The organism is Sphingomonas olei, assembly GCF_045369765.1.
In the GTDB taxonomy this organism is placed as follows: Bacteria; Pseudomonadota; Alphaproteobacteria; order Sphingomonadales; family Sphingomonadaceae; genus Sphingomonas; species Sphingomonas panaciterrae.
The window spans coordinates 1-24,041 of the sequence record NZ_JBIQEU010000008.1; the positions used below are offsets into that span (position 1 = coordinate 1).

The 24,041-nt window shown below is 67.3% G+C and carries 28 protein-coding genes; 15 read left to right on the forward strand and 13 right to left on the reverse strand.

Annotation, left to right across the window (positions count from 1 at the left end; genetic code table 11):
• Positions 1-2,191 (forward strand): translation initiation factor IF-2 (gene infB / locus ACH0BU_RS10365; RefSeq protein ID WP_046409684.1); only part of this gene is annotated, 2,191 nt, incomplete at its 5' end.
• Positions 2,192-2,235: 44 nt separating this feature from the next.
• On the forward strand, positions 2,236-2,625 hold the full coding sequence (gene rbfA / locus ACH0BU_RS10370) for a 30S ribosome-binding factor RbfA (RefSeq protein WP_136452155.1): 390 nt from the start codon (positions 2,236-2,238) through the stop codon (positions 2,623-2,625).
• Between the two features lie 15 nt (positions 2,626-2,640).
• Here the strand turns inward: rbfA and ACH0BU_RS10375 are convergent, their stop codons facing one another.
• Entirely contained in the window at positions 2,641-3,366 is a 726-nt protein-coding gene (locus ACH0BU_RS10375) for a haloacid dehalogenase type II (RefSeq protein WP_296222656.1), read from the reverse strand.
• 104 nt (positions 3,367-3,470) lie between these two features.
• Here ACH0BU_RS10375 and purT point away from each other — a divergent pair, with 104 nt between their 5' ends.
• The gene (gene purT / locus ACH0BU_RS10380) at positions 3,471-4,643 is read left to right on the forward strand and encodes a formate-dependent phosphoribosylglycinamide formyltransferase (RefSeq protein WP_136452153.1); all 1,173 of its coding nucleotides are present in this window, start codon (positions 3,471-3,473) and stop codon (positions 4,641-4,643) included.
• On the opposite strand, the gene ACH0BU_RS10385 is transcribed toward purT, so the two are convergent.
• The gene (locus tag ACH0BU_RS10385; protein WP_145117960.1) at positions 4,640-5,104 is read right to left on the reverse strand and encodes a DUF4126 domain-containing protein; all 465 of its coding nucleotides are present in this window, start codon (positions 5,102-5,104) and stop codon (positions 4,640-4,642) included. The two genes, purT and ACH0BU_RS10385, sit on opposite strands and share 4 nt — an antisense overlap.
• Positions 5,105-5,230: 126 nt before the next feature.
• On the opposite strand from ACH0BU_RS10385, the gene ACH0BU_RS10390 reads away from it, so the two are divergent.
• From ACH0BU_RS10390 to pnp, 5 genes are all read left to right on the forward strand, one after another.
• Positions 5,231-5,827, forward strand: coding sequence for a thymidine kinase (locus ACH0BU_RS10390; RefSeq protein WP_314472333.1), 597 nt, complete (start codon positions 5,231-5,233; stop codon positions 5,825-5,827).
• Between the two features lie 52 nt (positions 5,828-5,879).
• The gene (locus ACH0BU_RS10395) at positions 5,880-6,566 is read left to right on the forward strand and encodes a site-2 protease family protein (protein ID WP_314472334.1); all 687 of its coding nucleotides are present in this window, start codon (positions 5,880-5,882) and stop codon (positions 6,564-6,566) included.
• A gap of 11 nt (positions 6,567-6,577) precedes the next feature.
• Positions 6,578-7,471 (forward strand): tRNA pseudouridine(55) synthase TruB, encoded by an 894-nt coding sequence (truB, locus tag ACH0BU_RS10400; RefSeq protein WP_314472329.1) that lies wholly within the window; start codon positions 6,578-6,580, stop codon positions 7,469-7,471.
• A gap of 19 nt (positions 7,472-7,490) precedes the next feature.
• Entirely contained in the window at positions 7,491-7,760 is a 270-nt protein-coding gene (rpsO, locus tag ACH0BU_RS10405) for a 30S ribosomal protein S15 (RefSeq protein ID WP_046409695.1), read from the forward strand.
• Positions 7,761-7,917: 157 nt separating this feature from the next.
• Positions 7,918-10,269, forward strand: coding sequence for a polyribonucleotide nucleotidyltransferase (gene pnp / locus ACH0BU_RS10410; protein ID WP_046409697.1), 2,352 nt, complete (start codon positions 7,918-7,920; stop codon positions 10,267-10,269).
• Between the two features lie 218 nt (positions 10,270-10,487).
• On the opposite strand, the gene ACH0BU_RS10415 is transcribed toward pnp, so the two are convergent.
• Together ACH0BU_RS10415 and ACH0BU_RS10420 are read right to left on the reverse strand one after the other, a co-directional pair.
• Entirely contained in the window at positions 10,488-10,925 is a 438-nt protein-coding gene (locus ACH0BU_RS10415) for a phasin family protein (protein WP_296219705.1), read from the reverse strand.
• Positions 10,926-11,060: 135 nt separating this feature from the next.
• Complete coding sequence (locus tag ACH0BU_RS10420) at positions 11,061-12,767, reverse strand: PHA/PHB synthase family protein (protein ID WP_296219707.1); 1,707 nt, start codon at positions 12,765-12,767, stop codon at positions 11,061-11,063.
• Between the two features lie 113 nt (positions 12,768-12,880).
• On the opposite strand from ACH0BU_RS10420, the gene ACH0BU_RS10425 reads away from it, so the two are divergent.
• From ACH0BU_RS10425 to thiD, 5 genes are read left to right on the forward strand one after another with little or no spacing between them, the layout of a single operon-like run.
• The gene (locus ACH0BU_RS10425; protein ID WP_125945938.1) at positions 12,881-14,089 is read left to right on the forward strand and encodes an LL-diaminopimelate aminotransferase; all 1,209 of its coding nucleotides are present in this window, start codon (positions 12,881-12,883) and stop codon (positions 14,087-14,089) included.
• 33 nt (positions 14,090-14,122) lie between these two features.
• Positions 14,123-14,902 carry a sulfite exporter TauE/SafE family protein gene (locus tag ACH0BU_RS10430; protein ID WP_296219710.1) on the forward strand — a complete coding sequence of 260 codons (780 nt, stop codon included), beginning with the start codon at positions 14,123-14,125 and terminating at the stop codon, positions 14,900-14,902.
• Positions 14,903-14,941: 39 nt separating this feature from the next.
• A complete protein-coding gene (locus tag ACH0BU_RS10435; protein ID WP_046409703.1) occupies positions 14,942-15,385 on the forward strand; it encodes an acyl-CoA thioesterase in 444 nt (147 codons plus the stop codon).
• 9 nt (positions 15,386-15,394) lie between these two features.
• Positions 15,395-15,634 (forward strand): DUF1272 domain-containing protein, encoded by a 240-nt coding sequence (locus tag ACH0BU_RS10440; protein ID WP_046409705.1) that lies wholly within the window; start codon positions 15,395-15,397, stop codon positions 15,632-15,634.
• 35 nt (positions 15,635-15,669) lie between these two features.
• Positions 15,670-16,437, forward strand: a complete 768-nt coding sequence (thiD, locus tag ACH0BU_RS10445) for a bifunctional hydroxymethylpyrimidine kinase/phosphomethylpyrimidine kinase (RefSeq protein ID WP_296219714.1) — start codon at positions 15,670-15,672, stop codon at positions 16,435-16,437.
• Between the two features lie 39 nt (positions 16,438-16,476).
• On the opposite strand, the gene ACH0BU_RS10450 is transcribed toward thiD, so the two are convergent.
• The 5 genes from ACH0BU_RS10450 to rpmF form a co-directional block, all read right to left on the reverse strand.
• Complete coding sequence (locus tag ACH0BU_RS10450; RefSeq protein WP_296219716.1) at positions 16,477-16,845, reverse strand: MerR family transcriptional regulator; 369 nt, start codon at positions 16,843-16,845, stop codon at positions 16,477-16,479.
• Positions 16,842-17,144: an integration host factor subunit alpha gene (locus ACH0BU_RS10455; protein ID WP_046409710.1), complete on the reverse strand. Its 303-nt coding sequence runs from the start codon at positions 17,142-17,144 to the stop codon at positions 16,842-16,844. The genes ACH0BU_RS10450 and ACH0BU_RS10455 overlap by 4 nt, the downstream gene beginning before the upstream one ends.
• Positions 17,145-17,229: 85 nt before the next feature.
• Positions 17,230-18,198, reverse strand: coding sequence for a beta-ketoacyl-ACP synthase III (locus ACH0BU_RS10460; protein WP_046409712.1), 969 nt, complete (start codon positions 18,196-18,198; stop codon positions 17,230-17,232).
• Positions 18,195-19,226, reverse strand: coding sequence for a phosphate acyltransferase PlsX (gene plsX, locus ACH0BU_RS10465; RefSeq protein WP_500264017.1), 1,032 nt, complete (start codon positions 19,224-19,226; stop codon positions 18,195-18,197). The genes ACH0BU_RS10460 and plsX overlap by 4 nt, the downstream gene beginning before the upstream one ends.
• 80 nt (positions 19,227-19,306) lie before the next feature.
• On the reverse strand, positions 19,307-19,486 hold the full coding sequence (rpmF, locus tag ACH0BU_RS10470; protein ID WP_046409716.1) for a 50S ribosomal protein L32: 180 nt from the start codon (positions 19,484-19,486) through the stop codon (positions 19,307-19,309).
• Between the two features lie 192 nt (positions 19,487-19,678).
• Between rpmF and ACH0BU_RS10475 the strand changes: the two genes are divergently transcribed.
• Entirely contained in the window at positions 19,679-20,119 is a 441-nt protein-coding gene (locus ACH0BU_RS10475; protein WP_296219721.1) for an MAPEG family protein, read from the forward strand.
• Positions 20,120-20,143: 24 nt separating this feature from the next.
• On the opposite strand, the gene ACH0BU_RS10480 is transcribed toward ACH0BU_RS10475, so the two are convergent.
• From ACH0BU_RS10480 to hisG, 4 genes are all read right to left on the reverse strand, one after another.
• Complete coding sequence (locus ACH0BU_RS10480) at positions 20,144-20,320, reverse strand: DUF4169 family protein (protein ID WP_125945877.1); 177 nt, start codon at positions 20,318-20,320, stop codon at positions 20,144-20,146.
• Positions 20,321-20,335: 15 nt separating this feature from the next.
• The gene (gene nusB, locus ACH0BU_RS10485; protein ID WP_136452144.1) at positions 20,336-20,791 is read right to left on the reverse strand and encodes a transcription antitermination factor NusB; all 456 of its coding nucleotides are present in this window, start codon (positions 20,789-20,791) and stop codon (positions 20,336-20,338) included.
• 65 nt (positions 20,792-20,856) lie between these two features.
• The gene (hisD, locus tag ACH0BU_RS10490) at positions 20,857-22,140 is read right to left on the reverse strand and encodes a histidinol dehydrogenase (protein ID WP_296219727.1); all 1,284 of its coding nucleotides are present in this window, start codon (positions 22,138-22,140) and stop codon (positions 20,857-20,859) included.
• The gene (gene hisG / locus ACH0BU_RS10495) at positions 22,137-22,802 is read right to left on the reverse strand and encodes an ATP phosphoribosyltransferase (protein ID WP_296219729.1); all 666 of its coding nucleotides are present in this window, start codon (positions 22,800-22,802) and stop codon (positions 22,137-22,139) included. The genes hisD and hisG overlap by 4 nt, the downstream gene beginning before the upstream one ends.
• Before the next feature lie 77 nt (positions 22,803-22,879).
• On the opposite strand from hisG, the gene ACH0BU_RS10500 reads away from it, so the two are divergent.
• Positions 22,880-24,013: a DUF2332 domain-containing protein gene (locus ACH0BU_RS10500; RefSeq protein WP_500264018.1), complete on the forward strand. Its 1,134-nt coding sequence runs from the start codon at positions 22,880-22,882 to the stop codon at positions 24,011-24,013.
• Positions 24,014-24,041: the final 28 nt, after the last annotated feature.

The following is a 24,041-nucleotide window of genomic DNA, read 5'->3' on the forward strand; positions in this document are numbered from 1 at the left end:
GCCGCCGCCCGCGCCCAAGCCGACCCCTGCGCCGCCGCCTGCACCCCCGGTGCTGGGCCGCGACCCGTCGATGCCGGCGCCGCGCCGCTTCTCGCCGGTGGCACGTCCTGAGATTCCGAAGCCGCAGCCAAAGCCCGAGCCGAAGCCGGCGCCGGTCGCGGCAGCAGCCTCGACAGCCAGCGGATCGTCGGCCGGATCGTCCTCGCCGCAGCAGCGCAACCTGCCGTCGGGGCAGGCGACGCCGCGCAACAATGCGGCGCCGGCGCGTCCGCAGCAGCGCGACCGCAAGGGCGACGAGCGTCGTGGCGGCAAGCTGACCGTCACCCGTGCGCTGAACGAGGATGGCGCACGCGCCCGCTCGCTCGCCGCGCTGAAGCGTGCGCGCGAAAAGGAAAAGCGTGGCTGGACCGGCCCGCGCGAACCGCAGGCCAAGCAGGTCCGCGACGTTCAGGTGCCGGAGGCGATCACCGTCCAGGAGCTGGCGAACCGCATGGCGGAACGCGGCGCTGACCTGGTGAAGGCGCTGTTCAAGATGGGTTCGCCCGTCACCATGACGCAGACGATCGACCAGGATACGGCCGAGCTGCTGGTCACCGAATTCGGCCACAATGTCGTGCGCGTCAGCGACAGCGACATCGATCTGGTGCTGGATACCGCGCCGGACGCCGAGGCCGATCTGAAGCCGCGTCCGCCGGTCGTGACGATCATGGGCCACGTTGACCATGGCAAGACCAGCCTGCTCGACGCGCTGCGCGGCACCGACGTGGTGCGCGGCGAGGCCGGTGGCATCACGCAGCATATCGGCGCCTATCAGGTGACGCTGAAGGACAAGTCGAAGATCACCTTCCTCGACACGCCGGGCCACGAGGCGTTCAGCGCCATGCGTGCGCGTGGTGCCGACGTCACCGACATCGTGGTGCTGGTGGTTGCCGCCGACGACGGGCTGATGCCGCAGACGATCGAGGCGATCAATCACACCAAGGCGGCCGGCAAGCCGATGATCGTGGCAATCAACAAGATCGACAAGCATGATGCCAATGCCCAGCGCGTGCGCGAGCGCCTGCTGGAGCATGACATCCAGGTCGAGGCGATGGGCGGCGAGACGCAGGACGTCGAGGTCTCCGCGCTGAAGAAGACCGGGCTCGACGAGCTGATCGAGAAGATCCAGCTGCAGGCCGAGCTGATGGACCTGAAGGCCAACCCCGACCGCGATGCCGAAGGCAGCGTGATCGAGGCGAAGCTGGACAAGGGCCGTGGCCCGGTTGCTACCGTGCTCGTCACGCGCGGCACGCTGAAGGTCGGCGACGTGTTCGTCGTCGGCGCGGAAAGCGGCAAGGTGCGTGCGATGGTCGACGACAAGGGTCGCCAGCTGAAGGAAGCGGGCCCGTCGACGCCGGTCGAGGTGCTCGGCATTTCGGGCACGCCGTCGGCTGGTGACCAGCTGCAGGTGGTCGAGAGCGAAGCGCGGGCACGCGAAGTGGCGGAATATCGCCAGGGCGTGCTGACGCAGAAGCGCACGACGGCTGCGCCGGCGAGCCTCGAGAGCATGTTCTCTGCGCTGGCAGCGAACAAGGCGATCGAATATCCGCTGGTGGTGAAGGCGGATACGCAAGGGACCGTCGAGGCGATCGTCGCCGCGATCAACAAGATCTCGACCGACGACATCCGCGCGCGCATCCTGCATTCGGGCGTCGGCGGCATCACCGAGAGCGACGTGAACGCGGCTGCGGCCTCGGGCGCGCCGATCATCGGCTTCCACGTCCGTGCCAATGCCAAGGCGCGCGAGATCGCCGAGCGGCACAAGGTGGCGCTGAAATATTACGACGTCATCTATGACCTGATCGACGAGATCCGCGCCGGCATGGCGGGCGAACTTGGCCCCGAGGCGTTCGAGACGGTCGTTGGCCGCGCCGAAATCCGCGAGGTCTTCTCGGCCGGCAAGCACGGCAAGGCCGCCGGTCTTCTGGTGGTCGAGGGTGTCATCCGCAAGGCGCTCAAGGCCCGCATCACGCGCAACGACGTCATTATCTACAATGGCGAAATTGCGTCGCTGCGACGCTTCAAGGACGACGTGCCGGAGGTTCGCGCTGGTCTGGAATGCGGTGTGACGTTCACGCAGAACTTCACCGACATCCGCCCGGGCGACTTCCTCGAAACGTTCGAGGTCGAGCTGCGCGAACGCACGCTGTAAGGACATGAACCCTCTCCCCCATGCGGGGAGAGGAGAGTCTCACGATGACCGATCAACCAGAAAAATCCGTCCGTACCCTGCGCGTTGGCGAACAGGTGCGTCATATCCTGTCGGAGATCCTGCAACGCGGCGACGTGCATGACGACGTGCTGACGACTCACCTGGTGAGCATCACCGAAGTGCGCATGTCCCCCGACCTGCGCCATGCGACGGTGTTCGTGAAGCCGCTGCTGGGCAAGGACGAGGAAGCGGTGCTGAAGGCGCTGCGTACCAACACCGCCTATCTGCAGCGCGAGGTCGCGCGGCGGGTGAAGATGAAATATGCCGCGCGCCTGAAGTTCCTGAGCGACGAGAGCTTCGACGAGGGCAGCCATATCGACCAGCTGCTACGATCGCCCACCGTGGCGCGCGATCTGGACGCCGGCGGGGAATAAACCGCCGGCTGCCAATCAGCAGCCGAGCTTTCCCGCCAGGTCGGTGAGGCTGTCGGCGGACCATTCCCAATCCTGCGCCAGCTTCGCATCGGGGGCGGGGCGGCCGCCATATTCCATCGGGCGTGACACGAAGGCGGTTTTGAGCCCGCAGGCGCGCGCGGCCGCGAGGTCGCTGTGGTGTGCAGCGACGAGGCACACCTCCTGCGGCGACAGGCCGAGGATCTTGGCAGTGCCGAGATAGGCGCGCGGATCGGGTTTGTAGGCGCGAGTGACTTCGGCACCCATGATCGCGTCCCAGGGCAAACGACCGCGCCGCGCCATGTCGAGCATCAGCGCGATATTGCCGTTCGACAAGGTGACGATCGGGAAGCGGCCCTTGAGGCGCGTCAGCCCCTCGACCGAGTCGGGCCACGGCGCAAGGCGGCGCCAGGCGAAGGTCCAGTCCTGCAGCAGGCCATCGTCGAGCGTGGCTGGATCGACACCAGCGTCCGTCAGCGTTTCGTCGAGCATCTCGCGGTGGAGCACATCAAGGATCGTGAAGTCGCGGCCAGACTTGGCATAGGCCGCCATGCCGGTGAGATAGCGGCGGCGCCAATTGTCGGTGAAGGTGGCGGGATCGAGATCGCTGCGGCCGATGCGCGCGAGGAAATCGGCGGATTCGGCGGTGATGCTGGTGCGCCAGTCGACCACCGTTCCGAACACGTCGAACGCAAGCACCTTCGGCAAATCGGACCCGGCCATTCATCCTCCCGTATGTTTCGCCGGGTGCTACGAGTGATGCCCCCCGTGGACAAGCCGCGTTGATCGGGCCACTCACGCGGCCGGCAACAGCAAGGCGGTGCGGCATGGCGTTCACGGCAACAATCCTTCTGCTCGGCTCGGGCGAGCTTGGGCGCGAGTTCGTGATCTCGGCCAAGCGGCTGGGCTGCTACGTCATCGCCTGCGACAGCTATGACGGCGCGCCGGCGATGCAGGTGGCGGATGCGCGCGAGATATTCTCGATGCTCGACGCCGACCTGCTGCGGGCGGCGGTGGAGAAGCACCGGCCCGATTTCGTCGTGCCCGAGGTGGAGGCGATCCGTACCGAAGTGCTGGCCGAGCTGGAGGCGGCGGGGACGACGATCGTCCCGTCGGCGCGCGCGACGATGATGACGATGAACCGCGACGGCATCCGCGAAGTGGCGGCGGTCGAGCTGGGGCTGCGCACGTCGCGCTATCGCTATGCCGAGACGCTGGACGAGGTGCGCGCGGGCGCGGCACACACCGGGCTGCCGTGCGTGATCAAGCCGGTCATGTCCTCATCGGGCAAGGGGCAGAGCACGGTGCGCGAGGAGGGCGCGCTGGAGGCGGCGTGGGACTATGCGGTGGCCAATATGCGCGGTGACCGGGCGCGGGTGATCGTCGAGGAGTTCGTCGATTTCGACTATGAGATCACGCTGCTGACGGTGCGCACGCGCGAGGGCGTCGTGTTTTGCCCGCCGATTGGGCACCGGCAGGAACGCGGCGATTATCAGGAAAGCTGGCAGCCGGCCGCCATGTCGGACAAGGCGATTGCTGACGCGCAGGACATGGCGCGCAAGGTGGTGGACGATCTGGGCGGTTATGGCCTGTTCGGCGTGGAGTTCTTCGTCAAGGATGACGAGGTGATCTTTTCCGAATTGTCACCGCGCCCGCATGACACGGGCATGGTGACGCTGATCTCGCAATCGCTGAGCGAGTTCGACCTGCACGCCCGCGCGATCCTTGGCCTGCCGATCCCGACGCTGACCAGCTACGGCCCGTCCGCCTCCGCAGTGATCCTGGCGGATCGCGCGTCGGACACGGTGCGCTATGACGGCATCGCCGAGGCGCTGGCTACACCGGGGGGCGACGTGGACGTGCGGATTTTCGCCAAGCCGACGACGCGGCCCTATCGCCGCATGGGCGTGGCGCTGGCGCGCGCCGCGACCACCGACGACGCCCGGCGCATTGCGGCCGAGGCGGCGTCGAAGGTTCAGCTGAGCTACGATCCGGCTTAGGCGGCGCGCTTGACGAGGCGCGGGTCGGCGGCGGCGACGCCCGTGGCGAGCACCAGCGCATCCTCGACGAAGCCAGTGGCGGTCTGGCCGTAGCGGCGAAGCGCGGCCATGCGGATGCGCCAGCCGACGTAGGAACTGGCGAGCGCGGTGCCGAGCGCAACCGCGGCGCCGGTCACCCGCTGCCCCTTGGGCGCCAGCGCCGCGCCGGCATAGGCGGAGGTGACGCTGCGCACGGCAAGGCCGATCGGCACGATCCGGTCGGGTGCGGTCTTCTGCTTGTCGCCCGCCATTTCCGCGGCGCTGAAGGCGACGGCGCCCCAGGCGATCAACGGGTTCTTGAACAATTTGGCGAGCGGCATGTCATCGGGCAGCGCGCCGCGACGGCCAGCGGCGGCAAGCGCGGCGAGCGGCACGATGCCGCGCTGACCCGCGGCCAGCCCGATGAGGTAGGAACGAAGCATCGGCGAATTCCTCGTGTGGTTCGCGCGAACAATCGTTGGGGGCGGCTTCGTATCCCGCGGGGGCCGTAAAACAGGAAGCGCGGGAAAATAGTGGCGCGGCGCGCGCCGATGGGGAACAGCAACGCGATGGCCAAGCTCTATTTCTATTATGCCAGCATGAATGCGGGGAAATCGACCAACCTGCTGCAGGCCGATTTCAACTATCGCGAGCGCGGCATGGCGACGATGCTGTTCACCGCGGCGATCGACGATCGCTTTGCGGCGGGCACGATTACCTCGCGTATCGGCCTGTCGGCGCCGGCGACGATGTTCGACGCGAGCACCAACATCGCCGCCTGCGTGCTCGATCGCCATGCCGAGGAAACGGTGGCGTGCGTTCTGGTGGACGAGGCGCAGTTCCTGACCGCGGCGCAGGTCGACCAGTTGGCGCGGCTGGCGGATGTCGATGGCATTCCGGTGCTGGCCTATGGCCTGCGCACCGATTTCCGGGGGGCATTGTTCGAGGGATCGGCGCGGCTGCTGGCGCTGGCCGATGCGCTGATCGAGATAAAGTCGGTCTGTGAATGCGGGCGAAAGGCGACGATGAACCTGCGCGTCGACGCCGAGGGGCGGCCGGTGGCGGCGGGGGCGCAGACGGTGATTGGCGGAAACGACCGCTATGTCGCGCTGTGTCGGCGGCATTTCACCGCCGCGCTGGAATTGGGCGCCGCGGGCCGGGCGTGACACGCGGGGGGCGCTGGCGCTCGCTCGCCCGCCCCCCTATCTGGCCGGCATCATGACACCCGACAATCCCATCTACGCCGCGGCGGTGTGGATCATTCCGCTGATCATCGCGATCGTCTTTCACGAGGTGGCGCATGGCCTGATGGCGCGCGCTCTGGGCGATCCGACAGCGGCGCAGCTCAAGCGGCTGTCGTTCAATCCGCTTCGCCATGTCGATCCGATCGGCACCGTGATCCTGCCGCTGGGCCTCGCGCTTGCCAAGGCGCCGGTGTTCGGCTGGGCCAAGCCGGTGCCGGTGGATGCGCGGCGGCTGCGCAACCCGCGCTGGGGCATGGTGGCGGTGGCGCTGGCGGGGCCGGGGATGAACTTCGTGCTGGCGGCGGTCGCGGCCATCGCGATCGGTGTTCTTTACGGGCAGATGAGCGGGCCGCCGGAGGGCGTCAGCCAGTTCATCTTCGCGAATCTCGTCAACTTCCTGCTGATCAACATCTTCCTCGCGGTGTTCAACCTGCTGCCGCTGCCGCCGTTTGACGGCGGGCATGTGGTGGAAGGCGTGCTGCCGCGTCGGCTGGCGGTGGAATGGGCGAAGCTGGCGCGTTTCGGCTTTCCGCTGATCATCGTCCTCCTGGTGGTGGTGCCGATGATCTGGCCGAGCGCGAGCATCGTGGGCAAGATCGTCGGCCCGCCCGCCGACTGGCTGGTGCGCCAGTATCTCGCCTTTGCGCAGCTGTTCGCCTGAGGACCCCTGACATGCATGGATGGCTGATCCTCGACAAGCCGCTGGGGCTTGGATCGACGCAGGGCGTGAGCGCGGTGAAGCGGGCGCTGCGCGAGGGCGGATATGGCAAGGCGAAGGTGGGGCACGGCGGCACGCTGGACCCGCTGGCGTCGGGCGTGCTGCCAATCGCGCTGGGCGAGGCGACGAAGCTCGCCGGGCGGATGCTCGACAGCGACAAGGTGTATGATTTCACCATCCGCTTCGGGGCGCAGACCGATACGCTGGACGCGGAGGGGAAGGTGATCGCGACCAGCGAGGTGCGCCCGACGCGCGAGGCGCTGGCCGCCGTGCTGGCGGACTTCACCGGGCTTATCGAGCAGATGCCGCCGGCCTTCTCCGCGCTGAAGGTCGACGGGCAGCGTGCCTATGACCTGGCGCGGGCGGGCGAGGAGGTAGTGCTCAAGACCCGCGCGGTGACGGTATTCGCGCTGAGCGTCACCGAGGCGGCCGACGCAGGCGCGCTGGAGGAGGCGACGCTGAGCGCGCATGTCTCCAAGGGCACCTATATCCGCAGCCTCGCGCGGGACATTGCGCTGGCCCTTGGATCGGTGGGGCATGTCACCTATCTCAGAAGGACGAAGGCGGGGCCGTTCGGCCTTTCGCAGGCGATATCGCTGGACAATTTGAGCGAAGCCGCTAAGGGGCGCACCCTTGAACATATTCTCCTGCCGTTGAGGGCGGGGCTGGACGACATCCCGGCTCTACCCCTCACGCCCGACCAGGCAGGGGCGCTCCGCCAAGGGCGTGTTCTGGCCGGGATCGTTGCCGACGATGGCCAGTATTTTGCCTGCCTGCACGATGTGCCGGTGGCGCTGATCGAGGTCCAGGCCCGCGAGGGTCGTGTCGTCCGCGGCTTCAACCTGTAAAGATGTCGAAGGAAAACACATGTCGATCACTGCGGAACGCCGCCAGGAACTCATCAAGGATCACGCCCGCGCCGAAGGCGACACCGGTTCGCCGGAAGTTCAGGTCGCGATCCTGACCGAGCGGATCCGGAACCTGACCGAGCACTTCAAGGGCCACGCCAAGGACAACCATTCGCGTCGCGGCCTGCTGATGATGGTCAACAAGCGTCGTTCGCTTCTCGACTATCTCCGCAAGAAGGACGGGGATCGCTACCTCGCCCTCATCGCGAAGCTCGGTCTTCGCAAGTAATAACGGAAGGGCGCCCTTGCGGCGCCCTTCTCGCATATGCGCTTCGCGTGTGACGCGAGCGTCCAACGCCAGCGGGCAATAAGGCCCGACTGGCACGAGCCAAGACTGGCTCAAGCAGGCCCCGGCTGCATAGGGCGGCCGGAGTGAAGGAAACGAAATGTTCGACAAGAAAACGGTAAGCATCGAGTGGGGCGGCAAGACCCTGACGCTCGAGACGGGCAAGGTTGCCCGCCAGGCCGACGGCGCGGTGATCGCGACGCTCGGCGAGACGGTGGTGCTGTGCGCCGTCACCGCGGCCAAGACGGTCAAGGAAGGGCAGGATTTCTTCCCGCTCACCGTCCACTATCAGGAAAAGTTCTCCGCCGCCGGTCGTATCCCGGGCGGCTTCTTCAAGCGTGAGCGCGGCGCGACCGAGAAGGAGACGCTGGTCTCTCGTCTCATCGATCGCCCGATCCGCCCGCTGTTCCCGGAAGGCTTCTACAACGAGATCAACGCCATCGCTCAGGTGCTGAGCTATGACGGCGAGAACGAGCCGGACATCCTGGCGATGGTTGCGGCGTCGGCCGCGCTCACCATCTCGGGCGTGCCGTTCATGGGCCCGATCGGCGCCGCGCGCGTCGGTTATGTCGATGGCGAATATATCCTGAACCCGACCGACAAGCAGGTCGAAGAGGGTCAGCTCGACCTGGTCGTCGCCGCCACCTACGACGCGGTGATGATGGTCGAATCCGAAGCCAAGGAGCTGTCGGAAGAGATCATGCTGGGCGCCGTGCTGTTCGCGCACGACGCCTGCCGCGAGGTCGTCAAGGCGATCGTCAAGCTCGCCGAGCAGGCCGCCAAGGATCCGTGGGAGCTGGCGCCGGTCGACGACAAGTCGGCGACGCTCAAGAAGCTCGAGAAGGCGATCGGCAAGGATATCGCCGCCGCCTACAAGCTGACCGACAAGCAGCAGCGCCAGAATGCGCTGAACGAGGCGCGCGCCAAGGCGCGTGAGGCATTCGCTGACCTGAAGGAAAGCGATCCCGCCCAGTATCTCGGCACGCTGAAGCTGGTGAAGAAGCTGGAGGCGAACATCGTCCGTCAGGCAATCCTGAAGGACGGCAAGCGCATCGACGGCCGCAGCACCACGCAGATCCGCCCGATCGAGGCGGAAACGCACTTCCTGCCGCGCGCGCATGGCTCGGCGCTGTTCACGCGTGGCGAGACGCAGACGATCGCAACCGCGACGCTGGGTACCCGCGATGCGGAGCAGATGATCGACGGCCTGAACGGCCTGTCGTACCAGCACTTCATGCTGCACTATAACTTCCCGCCGTACTCGGTCGGTGAAGTGGGCCGCTTCGGCGCGCCGGGCCGCCGCGAAGTCGGCCATGGCAAGCTGGCGTGGCGTGCGCTGCACCCGGTGCTGCCGACCAAGGAAGAGTTCCCCTACACGATCCGTCTGACCAGCGACATCACCGAGTCCAACGGTTCGTCGTCGATGGCGTCGGTGTGCGGCGGTTCGCTGGCGCTCATGGACGCCGGCGTGCCGATCAAGCGCCCGGTCTCGGGCATCGCGATGGGTCTGATCCTGGAAGGCAAGGATTTCGCGATCCTGTCCGACATCCTGGGTGACGAGGATCACCTCGGCGACATGGACTTCAAGGTGGCCGGCACGTCCGAAGGCATCACCACGATGCAGATGGACATCAAGATCGCCGGCATCACCAAGGAGATCTTCGAGGCGGCGCTGCACCAGGCCAAGGAAGGCCGTGCGCACATCCTGGGCGAGATGAACAAGGCGCTGGGTGAAACCCGCACCGAGCTCAGCGCGCACGCACCGCGCATCGAGACGATCACGGTCGACAAGTCGAAGATCCGCGACATCATCGGCACCGGCGGCAAGGTGATCCGCGAGATCGTCGCCACCACCGGCGCCAAGGTCGACATCGACGACGAGGGCGTGGTGAAGATCAGCTCGTCCGATCACTCGCAGATCGAAGCCGCGATCAACTGGATCAAGGGCATCGTCGAAGAGGCGGAAGTCGGCAAGATCTACACCGGCAAGGTCGTCAACATCGTCGACTTCGGTGCGTTCGTGAACTTCATGGGTGGCAAGGACGGCCTCGTCCACGTCTCCGAAATGAAGAACGAGCGGGTCGAGAAGCCGGGCGACGTCGTGTCCGAAGGCCAGGAAGTGAAGGTCAAGGTCCTCGAGATCGATCCGCGCGGCAAGGTTCGCCTGTCGATGCGTGTCGTGGACCAGGAGACCGGCGCCGAGCTGGAGGACACCCGTCCGGCCCGCGAACCGCGCGAGCCGCGTGGTGACCGTGGTCCGCGTCGCGACGGCGGCGGTGATCGCGGTGGCCGTGGTGGCGACCGCGGCGGCGACCGTGGCGATCGCGGCCCGCGCCGCGACCGTGGCCCGCGTCGTGATCGTCCGGAAGGCGGCAACGGCGGTGGCAACGATGACGGCCCCGCGCCCGAGTTCGCCCCGGCGTTCCTGACGAACGACCGCGATCGCGACTAAGCGATCCGTCGCTTTCGGGTGATACAGGAAGGGCCCCGGCAGTGATGCCGGGGCCCTTTCTCTTTGTCCGTGCGGGCGGATGGCCGGTAAGGGAGCCGCCGCTATCGTCCCCGGTGCCCCAAACGACATCACCCCGGAGCATGGCCCCGGGGTGACGGTAGATCAGCGCTGCTGGCGCGTATCGATGCGGCTGGCGCGTCAGGCGCCAACAGGATGGATCAGGCGGCGGCCTTCACCTTTTCGACCGCCAGCGCCATGCGGTTCGACACCGGCTGGGCGACCTCGCCAGCCAGCTTCAGCGCCGATTCGGTCGAGCGCGAGGCATGCGCCATGAACGCGTCGAACGAGGTGCGCGCGAATTCGTTCTGCAGCTTGAAGAAGTCGGCCGGCGAGGTCACCGAACCGAGCGAGCGGACCGCGCCGGTCGCCTGTTCGTAGGACGACTTCACATAGGCCGCGGCGTCCTGGCCCATCTGCTCCAGGCCCTCCGCAGCGATCTTCGAGGATTCCACGACGGCATCGACATTGTCGCGCTGAAAGACGTGCATGTCCTCGAACGCCTTGGAGCCCTTTTCAAACTGCGTGCGGGCATGGTCGTTCGCCTCGGCAAACAGGGCGCGGGTCTTTTCGGTCATCGCAGAGATCGCGTCGATCATCGTCGGCTCCTTGGCGGTGCACGGCATATCCACAGACATGGTGCATGCTCATCTTATGCTGCACTGCAAAATAAGGGCCGCAGTAGGCTGTTGCAAGGACTTTGTGCGCCGCAGCAAAAGGTCTCTGCTGTTACCTTATCGCGCGCGAACATAACGACCGGGCGCATCGTCAAGTGCCGGCAGCTTGCCTGCGCCGGGGATGCGCGCACCCGCCGCTTCGACCATCGTGTCGTCGTGACCGCGCAGCCAGGCGAGCCAGTCCGGCCACCAGCTGCCCTCATGCTCGGTTGCGCCCGCCACGAATTCGGCGAAGGATCCGGCCGGCGCATCATTCGTCCAGTGACGATATTTGCGCGCCGCGGGCGGGTTGACGACGCCCGCGATATGGCCCGACCCGGCGAGCACGAAGCGCAACGGGCCGCGGAAGTAGCGGGTGATTTCCCAGACGCTCTCTGCCGGCGCGATATGGTCCTCCCGCCCAGCCTGGACGAAGGTGGGCGTTTCCACCCTGGCGAGATCGAGCGGAACGCCGTCGATGGTGATGGCGCCGGGCTTCACCAGCAGATTGTCGCGGTAAAGATCCGCCAGATAGCTGCGGTGCCAGCCGGCCGGCAGGTTGGTGACGTCGCCGTTCCAGTGAAGGAGGTCGAACGGCGTGTATTCTTCCCCCAACAGGTAATTGTTGGTGACGTAATTCCAGACAAGGTCGCGGCTGCGCAGCATGTTGAAGGTCGCCGCCATGTAGCGACCGTCGAGGAACCCTTCGGGCGACAGTGTGTCGATCCGGTCGAGTAGTTCGTCGGTGATCAGCGCGGAAAGATCGCCTGCGCGGGCGAAATCGACCTGCGCGGTGAAGAAGGTGGCGCTGGCGACCTTTTCCGCCTCGCCGCGCGCGGCGAGCAGGGCGAGCGTCGCGGCCAGCGTGGTGCCCGCCACGCAATAGCCGATGGCGTGGACAGCGGGCACGTCGAGCAGGTCGCGTACGGTGTCGATCGCCTCGACCTGCGCCGCGATGTAATCGCGCCAGCCAATGTCCTTCATGCTGGCGTCGGCCGACTTCCACGACACCATGAACACGCTGATCCCCTGATCGAGGCACCAGCGGATGAAGCTTTTCTCCGCGGTCAGATCGAGGATGTAGAAGCGGTTGATCCACGGCGGGAAGATGACGAGCGGGGTTTGCAGCACCTGCGGCGTCGTCGGCGCATAGTGGATCAATTCAAAGAGCGGGGTGCGCAGCACGACCTTGCCGGGGGTGGTGGCGAGGTTGCGGCCGAGCTCGAACGCGTCGAGCGGTGTGTGGGTCATCTGCCCGCGCGCCATGTCGTCGAGCATGTGCTGCAGCCCCTTGCGCAGATTGTCGCCGCGCGTCTGGAGCGTCCGTTCGATCACCTGCGGATTGGTGAAGGCAAAATTGGTCGGGCTGAGCGCGTCGACGAAATTGCGCATGGCGAAGCGGAATTGCGCGCGCTGGCGATCGTCGACGCCCGGTATCGTTTCCACGCTGCGCATGAGCTGTTCGCCGATGAACTCATAGGCCTGGCGCAGCGCGGCGAAGAAGGGGTTTTGCTGCCACGCCGGGGCGGCGAAGCGCTTGTCCTGCGAGGGCTGCTGCTGCTCGGGCGGCAGGGTGGCGGCGATGAATTGCTGCCAGGCGGACAGTCCTTCGGCCCACGGATCGCGCGGGGCGGCGTCAGTGCCGGGGGTCGCCCCTGTGCCCTTTTCCTTGCCGGCATCCAGCGCCGCTACGCTCTGTTCGAGCATCATCTGCTGGGCGCGACCGATCATCGCCGTCCATTGCTGCAGATCGGCCAGGCTTGGCGGCAGGGGACTGTCGGTCATTCATCGCTCTCCGCCCGTCAGCATAGCGTGGCTATGGGCGCGCGAAAGCCCCGCCTGCCTTTCGCCGGGTGCGCGCCCGGTCTATGTTGCGCCGTTCCACCATCGAGGTTCGCATGTCCGAAGAGTTCTACCGCATCAAGCGCCTGCCGCCCTATGTCATCGCCGAGGTGAATGCGATGCGGGCCGCGGCGCGCGCGGCCGGCGAGGACATCATTGACCTTGGCATGGGCAACCCCGACCTGCCGCCGCCGCCGCACGTCATCGACAAGCTGGTCGAGGTGGCGAAGAAGCCCGATGCGCATGGCTATTCGGCGTCCAAGGGCATCCCCGGGCTGCGCCGGGCGCAGGCCAATTACTACGGCCGGCGCTTCGGCGTGGAGGTCGATCCCGAGACCGAAGTCGTCGTGACGATGGGGTCGAAGGAAGGGCTGGCGAGCCTCGCCACCGCGATCACTGCGCCGGGCGACGTGATTCTGGCGCCCAATCCCAGTTATCCCATCCACACCTTTGGCTTCATCATCGCCGGGGCGACGATCCGCGCGGTGCCGACGACGCCGGACGAGCGCTATTTCGAGAGCCTGGAGCGGGCGATGGCGTTCACCGTGCCGCGGCCGAGCATCCTCGTCGTCAATTACCCGTCCAACCCGACGGCGGAGTCGGTCGATCTTGCGTTCTACGAACGGTTGGTCGCCTGGGCGCGCGAGAACCAGGTCTGGATCATCTCCGACCTCGCCTATTCGGAGCTGTATTACGACGGCAATCCGACGCCCTCGATCATGCAGGTGAAGGGCGCGAAGGACGTCGCGATCGAGTTCACCTCGCTCAGCAAGACCTATTCGATGGCCGGATGGCGGATCGGCTTTGCGGTCGGCAACAAGACGTTGATCGCGGCGATGACGCGGGTGAAATCCTATCTGGATTACGGCGCCTTCACGCCGATCCAGGCGGCGGCGTGCGCCGCGCTCAACGGCCCGCAGGACATCGTCGAGCAGAACCGGAAGCTGTATCACAAGCGCCGCGACGTGATGGTCGAAAGCTTTGGCCGTGCCGGGTGGGAGATTCCGAGCCCCAAGGCCAGCATGTTCGCCTGGGCACCGTTGCCCCCCGCGCTGGCGCATCTGGGGAGCCTGGAATTCTCCAAACAATTGCTGACCCAGGCCAAGGTCGCGGTCGCGCCGGGCGTCGGCTATGGCGAAAACGGCGAGGGCTATGTGCGCATCGCCATGGTCGAGAACGAGCAGCGGCTGCGCCAGGCGGCGCGCAACGTGAAGAAGTATCTGGCCAGCATGGGTGTGAACGTGCCGGCGCGGAACGCTGGTTGAACCAGCCGCACGGTTCATCGCGGGGGGTGTTCGTTGGACGCCTATAACCCGCTCTATTCGCTCGCCGGCGTGCTGGTGGGGATATTGGTCGGCCTGACCGGCGTCGGTGGCGGATCGCTGATGACGCCGCTGCTGGTGCTGGCGTTCGGCTTCCACCCCGCCACCGCCGTCGGCACCGACCTGCTCTACGCATCGGCGACCAAGACGGTGGGCGGCGCGGTGCACGGCCTGCGCGGAACGGTGGACTGGCGGGTGGTGCGCCGGCTGGCGCTCGGCAGCATTCCCGCAGCGCTCGTGACGCTGCTCGCGCTCAGCCGCATGAGCGTCCATGGCGCGGATACCGGCGGGCGCATTGCGCTGGCGCTGGGCGTGACGCTGGTGGCGACCGCGATCGCCACCTTCTTCCGTGCGCGGATCGTGGCGCGGGTAGAGCCGTTCTTCGAAGGGATGCGGCCGCGCACGCTGGCGCTGCTCACCGTCGGATTAGGCGCAATCCTGGGCGTGCTCGTCTCGCTGACCTCGGTCGGGGCGGGGGCGCTCGGCATGACGGCGCTGCTGGTGCTGTATCCACTGACACCGGTGAACCGGCTGGTCGGATCGGACATTGCCCACGCCGTGCCGCTGACACTGATCGCGGGGATGGGGCATTGGTGGCTGGGATCGGTCGATCTGGTCCTGCTCGCCTCGCTGCTGGCCGGATCGATCCCGGGTATCGTGCTGGGCAGTATCATTGCCTCGCGCGTGACCGACCGGCTGTTGACCCCGATCCTCGCCACCACGCTGGCGGTAGTCGGACTGAAGCTGATATTCTAAGCGCCTGTCGCTTGTGCATCCGCGTTCAAGGACATCGACGTGACTCGTCCCGGTTTCAGTTTTTCCACCAGCTTCAAGGTCCGCTACGCCGAGATTGACGGCCAGCGGGTCGTCTTCAACTCGCGCTATCTCGAATATGCCGATGTTGCGGTGAGCGAATTCTGGGAATGGACCGGGATCGGCGAGGCGCTGAAGGACGCATGGCTCGACATGGAATTCCATGTGCGCCGCGCGACGGTGGACTATCTGAAGCCGCTGATGCTCGGCGACACCGTGGAAGCATCGGTGCGGATCGAGCGGATCGGCAATTCCAGCCTGACCAAGCGGTTCGAGCTGGCCAATCAGGACGGTGATCTGTGCGCGGTGATCGACATGGTCAGCGTCAACGTTCACCTGCCGACCGGCCGCCCGGTGCCGATCGCCACCGACGTGCGCCAGTTCCTGGAAGCGCTGATGGTGGCGCAGCCGGACCGCGTGGCGTAAGGATTGGCCATGCTGGAGATGCGCCCCGATTGCGAGCGTTGCGGAACCGATCTTCCCGCCGATGAGGGCGGGGCGTTTATCTGCTCGTTCGAATGTACCTTCTGCGCGGATTGCGCCGATGCGATGGACGAGCGCTGCCCCAATTGCGGGGGTGAGTTGCTCGACCGTCCGGCGCGGGTCGGAGACGCGCTGAAGAAGCATCCCGCATCGACCAGGCGGCATTTCGTGCCGTCCGATGCCAAGCGCTGAAGCGCAGTGACGGGCGCAGCGGCGGCTGGGTGGCGATGACCCCGCGTATCCTAATCGTGGCCGGGTCCGATTCGGGCGGCGGCGCGGGCATTCAGGCGGATATCCGCACCGTCACGATGCTGGGCGGCCATCCCATGACCGCGATCACCGCGATCACCGCGCAGAACACGCTGGGCGTGTCGGGTGTCCACCCGATCCCGCCGGAGATGGTCGCGCAGCAGATGCAGGTGTGCATCGACGACATTGGCGTCGATGCGGTGAAGATCGGCATGATCGGCAGCGCTGCGACCGCCCATGCCATCGCCGATGTGATCGAGACGTTGCGCAACGTGCCGATCGTGTTCGATCCGGTGATGATCGCGAGTTCAGGGGCGGTCCTCGCCGACGATGATACGACGGCGGCGTTCGGGCGGCTGATGCGGCTCGCCACGCTGGTCACGCCCAATTGCCCCGAACTGGTGGCGCTGGGCGGCGAGCAGGCGGTGCTGGCGACCGGAGCGACGCTGCTGGCCAAGGGCGGCCATGCGGAAGGCGATATCATCACCGATCGGCTGATCGGCCCCGACGGCGAGATTGCGCGATGGTCCGGCACACGGATCGAGACGCGGCATACCCATGGCACGGGGTGCACGCTGGCGAGCGCTATCGCGGAAGGTCTGGGTCGCGGGCTGGCGCTGCCGCCGGCGGTTCAGCGTGCGCGGCTGTTCGTTCGCGAGGCCTTGACCAGGGCGCCGGGGCTGGGCGCCGGGCACGGGCCGATGGGGCATCATCTGGTGCGCCTCAAGAACTGGCCGAGCGTCTGACGCGGCATACTGACCGCCGCGACAGGCCTGCCGCGGCGGTCAGTAGGCGTTCAGCGCATCCTGAAGATGGTCGCGGATCGCCAGCAGGGCGCCCATCGACACGCTCTTGCCGGCTGGTGTCGGGGCCGCCGCCGCCGCAGGCTCGGCGCTGCCGCCGCGCGTTTCGCTGGCGAGCAGTTTCTGCACGCCCTTCACCGTATAGCCCTCCGTACCCAGCAGGCGCTGGATCCGCTGGACGAGTGCAACATCCGCCGGCCGGTAGTAGCGCCGGTTACCGGCACGTGTGACCGGGCGGAGTTGCGGAAAACGGGTTTCCCAATAGCGCAGGACATGCGGCGCGACGCCGGTCGCGCTGGCGACCTCGCCGATCGTGCGGAACGCGCCCTCAGCCTTTTGGAAGTTGCTCACGCCTGGGCAGCGACGATGCGATCGCGCATCATCTGGCTGGCGCGGAAGGTGAGCACACGGCGCGGTGCAATTGGCACTTCGACCCCGGTCTTGGGATTGCGGCCGATCCGCTCGCCCTTGTCGCGCAGGACGAAGGTGCCAAAGCCGGAGATCTTCACATTCTCCCCGCGGGCAAGCGCGCCGCACAGGGATTCCAGGATCTGCTCGACCAGGCGTGCCGAGTCAGCCCGCGACAGACCTACCTGGCGATGCAGCGATTCCGCCAAATCCGCCCTAGTTAACGTCCCCGCATCACTCATTTGCACTACAACTCCCCACTCCGATTGCTGCAGGTTAGCATCCGCGAGGGCGTGGTGAAAGATTGATGTGGCGGCTTGCCGTGTTTCAGTACCGGACGACGGCGGCGCCCCAGGTGAACCCGCCACCCATCGCTTCCAGCACGACAATCTGCCCGCGCTGGATGCGCCCGTCGCGCACCGCGGCATCGAGCGCCAGCGGCACCGATGCGGCGGAGGTGTTGGCATGCTGATCGACGGTCAGCACGACCTTCTCCGCCGGCAGGCCCAGCTTGCGCGCGGTAGCATCGAGAATGCGGGCATTCGCCTGATGCGGCACGACCCAGTCGACCTGGTCGGCGGTGAGGCCGGCGGTTTCCAGCGATTCCTGCATCACGGTGGCGAGGTTGACGACCGCGTGGCGAAACACCTCGCGTCCCTTCATCCGCAGCTTGCCCACCGTGCCGGTGGTCGACGGGCCGCCATCGACATAGAGCAGTTCGTTGTGACGCCCGTCGGCGTGCAGCTTCGACGCGAGGATGCCGCGGCCCTCAGGACCCTCGCTTTCCTGCGCCTCTAGTACGATTGCGCCAGCACCATCGCCGAAAAGAACGCAGGTGGTGCGATCTTCCCAGTCGAGGATTCGGCTGAACGTCTCGGCGCCGATCACCAGCGCGCGGCGGTGGGCGCCGGCGCGGATCATGCTGTCCGCCACCTGCACCGCGTAGAGGAAACCCGAGCAGACGGCGGCGACGTCGAACGCGACGCAATCGTCGATGCCCAGCATCGCCTGCACCTTGGTGGCGCTGGACGGGAAGGTCTGGTCAGGCGTCGCGGTGGCGAGCACGATCAGGTCGATGTCCTGCGCCGACACGTCGGCCGCAGTCAGCGCCGCCTTGGCCGCGTCACGGGCGAGCGTGGCGGTGGTTTCCTCCGGCCCGGCGATGTGGCGGAAGCGGATGCCGGTGCGCTCGACGATCCACTCATCGGTGGTGTCGACCATCTCGGCCAGTTCGGCATTGGACACGCGCCGCGCCGGCAGCGCCGATCCGGTGCCGGTGATAACGCTGCGAATCATGCCGTCTCCCTCTCGAACCGGGTGAGATCATCCGCAATGCGTCGCGCGAGATCCGCCTTCACCATCTTTGCTGCAACGCCAATCGCCGTTGCGACGCCGACCTCGTTGGCGCCGCCGTGGCTCTTCAGCACGAGGCCGTTCAAGCCGAGGAATACGGCGCCATTGTGGTTGTTGGGATCAAGATGGTCGCGCAGCAGCTGCGTCGCCGGACGCGAGATCAGGAAGCCGATTTTCGAGCGGACCGAGCTGGTGAAGGCGCGCTTCAACAGGTCGGCGACGAATCGGGCGGTGCCCTCGGCGGTCTTGAGCGCGATATTGCCGGAGAAGCCGTCGCACACGATCACGTCATGGTCGCCGCGCGAGAGCCGGTCGCCCTCGATGAAGCCGGTGAACTCCATCGGCAGGTGCGGCGCAGCGCGCAGCGCGGCAGCGGCATCGCGGATCTCCTCGGTGCCCTTCTGATCCTCGCTGCCGATGTTGAGCAGCGCGACGCGCGGATTTTCCAGATCCATGGCCACGCGAGCATAAGCCGCGCCCATGACCGCGAACTGAACGAGGTTCTTGGCCTCGACCTCGGTATTGGCGCCGAGATCCAGCACGACGACGTCATTGGTGCCAAGCGTCGGCAGCAGCGCGGCAAGGGCAGGGCGATCGATGCCCGGCATGGTGCGCAGCGCGAGCTTCGCCATCGCCATCAGGGCGCCGGTGTTGCCCGACGAGACGGCGGCGCCGGCACGACCCTGCTTCACGCAATCGATGGCGATACCCATCGACGTCGTCTTGGCACGGCGCAGCGCCTGGCCGGCCTTTTCGTCGCCGGCGATGACGTCGGGCGCATGCACGATCTCGGCATGCTGGCTGAGGTTCGGATGCTTTTTCAGGCCTTCGCGAATCGCCGATTCGTCACCGACGAGAAGGAATTTCATCCCCTCGAAGCGATGACACGCGCGTGCGACGCCCGCCAGCATGACCGCCAGCCCCTCGTCGCCGCCCATCGCATCGACGGCGATCCAGGAACTGTCGGCCATGATAAGACGGACTCCGTAAACCTAATCTGCAATGCCGAAGCGGCAGCGGCGCGCGTCCGCGCGCCGTGCCGGCAGCTGAATCAGCCTTCGACCGAAAGGACTTCGCGGCCGTTGTAGTGACCGCATGCCGTGCACAGGTTGTGCGGGCGACGCAGTTCGCCGCAGTTCGGGCATTCCTGGAACGCCTCGACCGACAGAGCGTCGTGTGCGCGGCGCATGCCACGGCGGGAGGGGGAAGTCTTTCGCTTGGGGACGGCCATCGCGGCACCTTGATCTTTTATTGTTCGAAATAAATGCGATTAGCCCGACGACGATCGATGCGAACCGGATCACCGGTCGCACCGGGTAGCCGGGCGCATCGCGAAGCCCCGCGCCTATAGCTGATCGGGCGGCCGTTGCAACCCGAATGGCGCGCTGGCAGGCTTCTCCATCAACGAAAAGGGGGAGGAACCATGGTTCTGCCGGTGACACTGACGATTGCTGCGGCCTGTGCGGTGATCAACATCTGGCTCGCGATCCGGCTGGTGCGCGGGCGCGTCAGGGGCAAGGTGATGGTCGGCGACGGGGGCGATCCGGGCATGCTGGCGGGGATGCGCGCGCACGCCAATTTCGGCGAATATGCGCCGATCGTCCTCATCCTGATGGCGCTGATCGAGCTGGCGCGCGGATCCCTGGTGGCGCTGTGGGTGATCGGGGTATTGTTCGTGCTGGCGCGGCTGGCGCATCCGCTGGGCATGACACGGGCGGCGCCCAATCCGCTGCGGGTAGGCGGGGCGGTGGTAACGTGGATCGTCACGCTGATCCTCGCCGGATGGGCGCTGGCAATCGCGGTGGAGCGGACCAGCAGCGGCTCGATGACGATCGTGCCGGTCGAGGGGGCGCCGCGCGCCTGAGCCGATTCGCGGCGCCGCGGGGGATCAATCCTCGCGGCGGGTTGCGTCCAGATGTCGTTCCAGCCGGGCAGTTTCGGCCTTGATCGCGTCGCGTTCGGCCCTGGTGCGGCCGAACGCCAGCCTGTTGGCGGCCGCCTGTTCGGCGGCGGCGGCCCGTACGCGCGCCTTGCGTGCGCGGTTGAGGTTGATCAGGTCGCCCACGTCAATGGCCCCGTCTCAGGGGCGAACCTCGCGTGCGATCGCGTCGAGCAGGCCGTTGACGAAGCCAGCCTCGCGCCGTTCGTAAAAGGCGTGGGCGACATCGACATATTCGCTGATCACCGCGCCCTTCGGCACATCGACACGCGACAGCAGTTCGTAGGTGCCGGCGCGCAGGATCGCCTTCATCGGCTTGTCGAGACGGTCGAGCGTCCAGCCGCTGGCCAGCTTGCTTTCGATCAGGCGGTCGATCTCGCCCGCGCGGGCATGCGCGCCGGTGACGAGATCGTCGAAGAAGGCGACATCCGCCTCGGCATATTCGGCACCCTCGATCGTCGCGCCAATACGGTGGGCGTGAAATTCGTGCAGGAGGGCGGACATGGCAATGCCCTCCATCTCATGCTGATAAAGCGCCTGGGTGGCGGCGAGACGCGCGGCAGCGCGCGCCTTGGTACGAGCAGCGGTACGGGACATGGCGGCGCCCCATACGCGCATAGGCTCGGAACGGCCAGCCCCCGCGGCGTGCGGGGGCGGCGCGGTCAGAGCCGGCGGGCGACCGACTGGGCGTGCGCCGGCAGCCCCTCCGCCTCCGCCAGCGCGACCGTCGCCGGGCCAAGCTTCGCCAGCGCGGCGGCATCGAGCTGGAGGAAGCTGGTGCGCTTCATGAAGTCCGTGACGCCAAGCCCGCTGGCAAAGCGCGCGCGCCGACCGGTGGGGAGGACGTGGTTCGGACCCGCGACATAATCGCCGATCGCCTCCGGCGTGTAGCGCCCCAGGAAAGCGGAGCCGGCGTGGCGCATCAGGTCGAACAGCGGCTGCGGATCATCGACCGCAATCTCGACATGCTCGGGCGCGAGCGCATTGACCAGCGGCATCGCCTGTTCGAGCGTGTCGACCAGCACGATCGCGCCATTCGCCTCCCAAGCGATCCGTGCGGTGTCGCGTGTCGGGAGCTCGACCAACTGGCGCTCCACGGCCGCTACGACCGAATCGGCGAAGTCGGCCGAATCGGTGAACAGGATCGACTGGGTCGTCACGTCATGTTCGGCCTGGCTGAGCAGGTCGGCGGCGATCCAGTCCGGATCATTGGCCCCATCGGCGACGACGACGATCTCGCTGGGGCCGGCGACCATGTCGATGCCGACCACGCCATAGACCTGCCGCTTGGCCTCCGCGACCCAGGCGTTGCCGGGGCCGGTGACGACATCGACGCGGGCGATCCGGTCGGTGCCCCAGGCGAGCGCGGCGATCGCCTGCGCGCCGCCGATCCGCCACACCTCGTCAGCACCGGCGAGATGCGCCGCGGCGAGGACCAGCGGGTTGATCGCACCCTTGGGCGTCGGCGTCACGACGACGAGCCGCTCCACGCCCGCAACCTTGGCGGGAATGGCGTTCATCAGCAGCGTCGAGGGGTAAGCTGCGCGCCCGCCGGGGACGTAGATGCCGGCGGCATCGACCGGGCGCCAGCGCGCGCCGAGTCGGACGCCCGCCTCATCGGTGAAGTCGCTGCCGGCCGGGCGCTGTTTCTCGTGATAGGCGCGGATGCGCGTGGCGGCGAGTTCGAGCGCGTCGCGCAGCACCGGATCGAGCGCGTCGAACGCGGCGGCGCAATCGGCGAGCGGGATCGACCAGCCGCCGTCATCGAGATCATGGCCGTCGAGCTTCTGCGTAAAGGCACGCAGTGCCGCGTCGCCCTCCTCACGCACGCTGCGCAGGATGTTGGACACGTCGCGCGTGACATCGGCGTCCGATTCGCGGCGCGCGTCGACCAGCGCGGCGAAATCGCGCGTGAAGGACGCGTCGCGGGTGGACAGGCGAATCATGCCGCCTTCGCCTCGGCCACGGCGCGGCGGAACGCCTCCACCAGCGGGACGACGCGGCCTGCGCGCATCTTCATCGCCGCCCGGTTGACGATCAGGCGTGAGGATACCTCAACGATCGTTTCCACTTCGACCAAGCCATTTTCCTTCAGCGTGCGGCCGGAGGAGACGAGGTCGACGATGCGCGGCGCGAGGCCGAGCATCGGGGCAAGCTCCATCGCGCCGTTCAGCTTGATGCACTCGGCCTGGACGCCGCGGCGGGCGAAATGCTCCGCCGTCAGGTGCGGATATTTGGTGGCGACGCGCACATGGCTCCAGCCGCGCGGATCATCGTGCGCGGCCAGTTCTGCCGGCTCGGCGACCGAGAGGCGGCAATAGCCGATGCCGAGATCGACCGGGGCATAAAGCTCCGGGTAAGCAAACTCCCCCAGCACGTCCGAGCCGACGATGCCGAGCTGCGCCGCGCCATGCGCCACGAAGGTGGCGACGTCGAAGGCGCGCACGCGAATGAGCGCGATGTCCGGATCCTGGGTCGCGAAACGCAGCGCGCGGCTGTCCTCATCGAAAAAGGCGGCCTCCGGCACGACGCCGGCGCTGGCGAGCAGCGGCTGCACCTCGGTTAGGATACGCCCCTTGGGGACGGCAATGACGAGCGGTTCGGCCATGCGCGCGGCTTTACCAGCGCGCCGCGCAGGCGCAACATCGCGGCCACGCGCAATATCCTGTGCAAAGGGGAAATCGGGTGGCTGACGAAGCGACGAACCGCGGCGCATTCCTGATCCAGCACCATTATTGCACCACGATGGATGCGCCGATCACGGCGCGCGTGTGCCGGGCGCTGGCCACCGCGATCACCCGCGACAGCGCCGCGGGACGCCGCGTGCTGGACTGGCCGGGCGAGCCGACCGTTGACGCGCTGCCGCTGCGGCTGGTGGGCGGATTGCATGCGCTGCACCGTGCCGGTGCCGACGCGGGGCTGACGCGGGTGTTTCGCGGCGAGGTGGTGGACGAGGGGGCGGTGGCGGCGATCATCGCGCAAGTGCTGGCGGCGCATGATGCGGCGCTGCTGCCGTGGCTGGACGGGCCGCCGCAGACCAACGAGCCGGGGCGATCGGCGGCGCTGATGACGGGACTGCTTCAGGTCGTGCAGCGCTTCGGCCAGCCGATCGAGCTGCTGGAGATCGGATCGAGCGCCGGGCTGAACCTGCTGATCGACCGCTATCGTTTCGACCTGGGTGGGACGATCGTAGGGCCGGATGCGTCGCCGGTCACGATCCGGCCCGAGTGGCGCGGGGCGGCGCCGGCGCCCGAAGCGGTGCGCTTTGCGTCGGTGCGGGGGGTCGATATCAACCCGATCGACGTGCGTGATCCGGCGGCGGCGCAGCGGCTGATCGCCTATAGCTGGGTCGATGTGCCCGAGCGTGCCGCGCGGCTGGAGGCGGCGTTCGCGATGTTTGCCGCCGATCCGCCGCGGCTGGACGCTGGCGACGCGGCGGCGTGGATCGAGGAGCGGCTGGCCGAGCCGCAACCGCGCGGCGTGACCCGCGTGCTGATGCATTCGGTGGTGTGGCAATATCTGGGGCCGGAGCGGCAGGCGCGGATTCGCGCGGCGATGCTGGCCGCAGCGCAGGCAGCGGATGACGAGCGGCCGCTCGCCTGGGTGCGGATGGAGCCCAACAAGCAAAGCGCGGTGCAGGAAGTATGGGTGCAGGCATGGCCGGGCGCGGCGACGCCGGTGCGAGTCGCGCAGACCCATGCGCATGGTGCGTGGGTCGCGCCGACCGACCCCGCCGAGACGCCTGAAGGCGGCGATTTCGTCGAGGGCGGGGAGGGATATTGGGCGAACGAGGCCACGCGCCGCCTGGCCGGGGCGTGACCGCGCCCGCGGCTAGCGACGTGCGCCG

What these genes read in the sequence shown, in the direction of transcription:
- rbfA (WP_136452155.1), top strand. Translation starts at nt 2,236, where the DNA reads ATGACCGATCAACCAGAAAAATCCGTCCGTACCCTGCGCGTTGGCGAA.
- ACH0BU_RS10375 (WP_296222656.1), bottom strand. Translation starts at nt 3,366, where the DNA reads ATGGCCGGGTCCGATTTGCCGAAGGTGCTTGCGTTCGACGTGTTCGGA.
- purT (WP_136452153.1), top strand. Translation starts at nt 3,471, where the DNA reads ATGGCGTTCACGGCAACAATCCTTCTGCTCGGCTCGGGCGAGCTTGGG.
- ACH0BU_RS10385 (WP_145117960.1), bottom strand. Translation starts at nt 5,104, where the DNA reads ATGCTTCGTTCCTACCTCATCGGGCTGGCCGCGGGTCAGCGCGGCATC.
- ACH0BU_RS10390 (WP_314472333.1), top strand. Translation starts at nt 5,231, where the DNA reads ATGGCCAAGCTCTATTTCTATTATGCCAGCATGAATGCGGGGAAATCG.
- ACH0BU_RS10395 (WP_314472334.1), top strand. Translation starts at nt 5,880, where the DNA reads ATGACACCCGACAATCCCATCTACGCCGCGGCGGTGTGGATCATTCCG.
- truB (WP_314472329.1), top strand. Translation starts at nt 6,578, where the DNA reads ATGCATGGATGGCTGATCCTCGACAAGCCGCTGGGGCTTGGATCGACG.
- rpsO (WP_046409695.1), top strand. Translation starts at nt 7,491, where the DNA reads ATGTCGATCACTGCGGAACGCCGCCAGGAACTCATCAAGGATCACGCC.
- pnp (WP_046409697.1), top strand. Translation starts at nt 7,918, where the DNA reads ATGTTCGACAAGAAAACGGTAAGCATCGAGTGGGGCGGCAAGACCCTG.
- ACH0BU_RS10415 (WP_296219705.1), bottom strand. Translation starts at nt 10,925, where the DNA reads ATGATCGACGCGATCTCTGCGATGACCGAAAAGACCCGCGCCCTGTTT.
- ACH0BU_RS10420 (WP_296219707.1), bottom strand. Translation starts at nt 12,767, where the DNA reads ATGACCGACAGTCCCCTGCCGCCAAGCCTGGCCGATCTGCAGCAATGG.
- ACH0BU_RS10425 (WP_125945938.1), top strand. Translation starts at nt 12,881, where the DNA reads ATGTCCGAAGAGTTCTACCGCATCAAGCGCCTGCCGCCCTATGTCATC.
- ACH0BU_RS10440 (WP_046409705.1), top strand. Translation starts at nt 15,395, where the DNA reads ATGCTGGAGATGCGCCCCGATTGCGAGCGTTGCGGAACCGATCTTCCC.
- thiD (WP_296219714.1), top strand. Translation starts at nt 15,670, where the DNA reads ATGACCCCGCGTATCCTAATCGTGGCCGGGTCCGATTCGGGCGGCGGC.
- ACH0BU_RS10455 (WP_046409710.1), bottom strand. Translation starts at nt 17,144, where the DNA reads ATGAGTGATGCGGGGACGTTAACTAGGGCGGATTTGGCGGAATCGCTG.
- ACH0BU_RS10460 (WP_046409712.1), bottom strand. Translation starts at nt 18,198, where the DNA reads ATGATTCGCAGCGTTATCACCGGCACCGGATCGGCGCTGCCGGCGCGG.
- plsX (WP_500264017.1), bottom strand. Translation starts at nt 19,226, where the DNA reads ATGGCCGACAGTTCCTGGATCGCCGTCGATGCGATGGGCGGCGACGAG.
- rpmF (WP_046409716.1), bottom strand. Translation starts at nt 19,486, where the DNA reads ATGGCCGTCCCCAAGCGAAAGACTTCCCCCTCCCGCCGTGGCATGCGC.
- ACH0BU_RS10475 (WP_296219721.1), top strand. Translation starts at nt 19,679, where the DNA reads ATGGTTCTGCCGGTGACACTGACGATTGCTGCGGCCTGTGCGGTGATC.
- nusB (WP_136452144.1), bottom strand. Translation starts at nt 20,791, where the DNA reads ATGTCCCGTACCGCTGCTCGTACCAAGGCGCGCGCTGCCGCGCGTCTC.
- hisD (WP_296219727.1), bottom strand. Translation starts at nt 22,140, where the DNA reads ATGATTCGCCTGTCCACCCGCGACGCGTCCTTCACGCGCGATTTCGCC.
- hisG (WP_296219729.1), bottom strand. Translation starts at nt 22,802, where the DNA reads ATGGCCGAACCGCTCGTCATTGCCGTCCCCAAGGGGCGTATCCTAACC.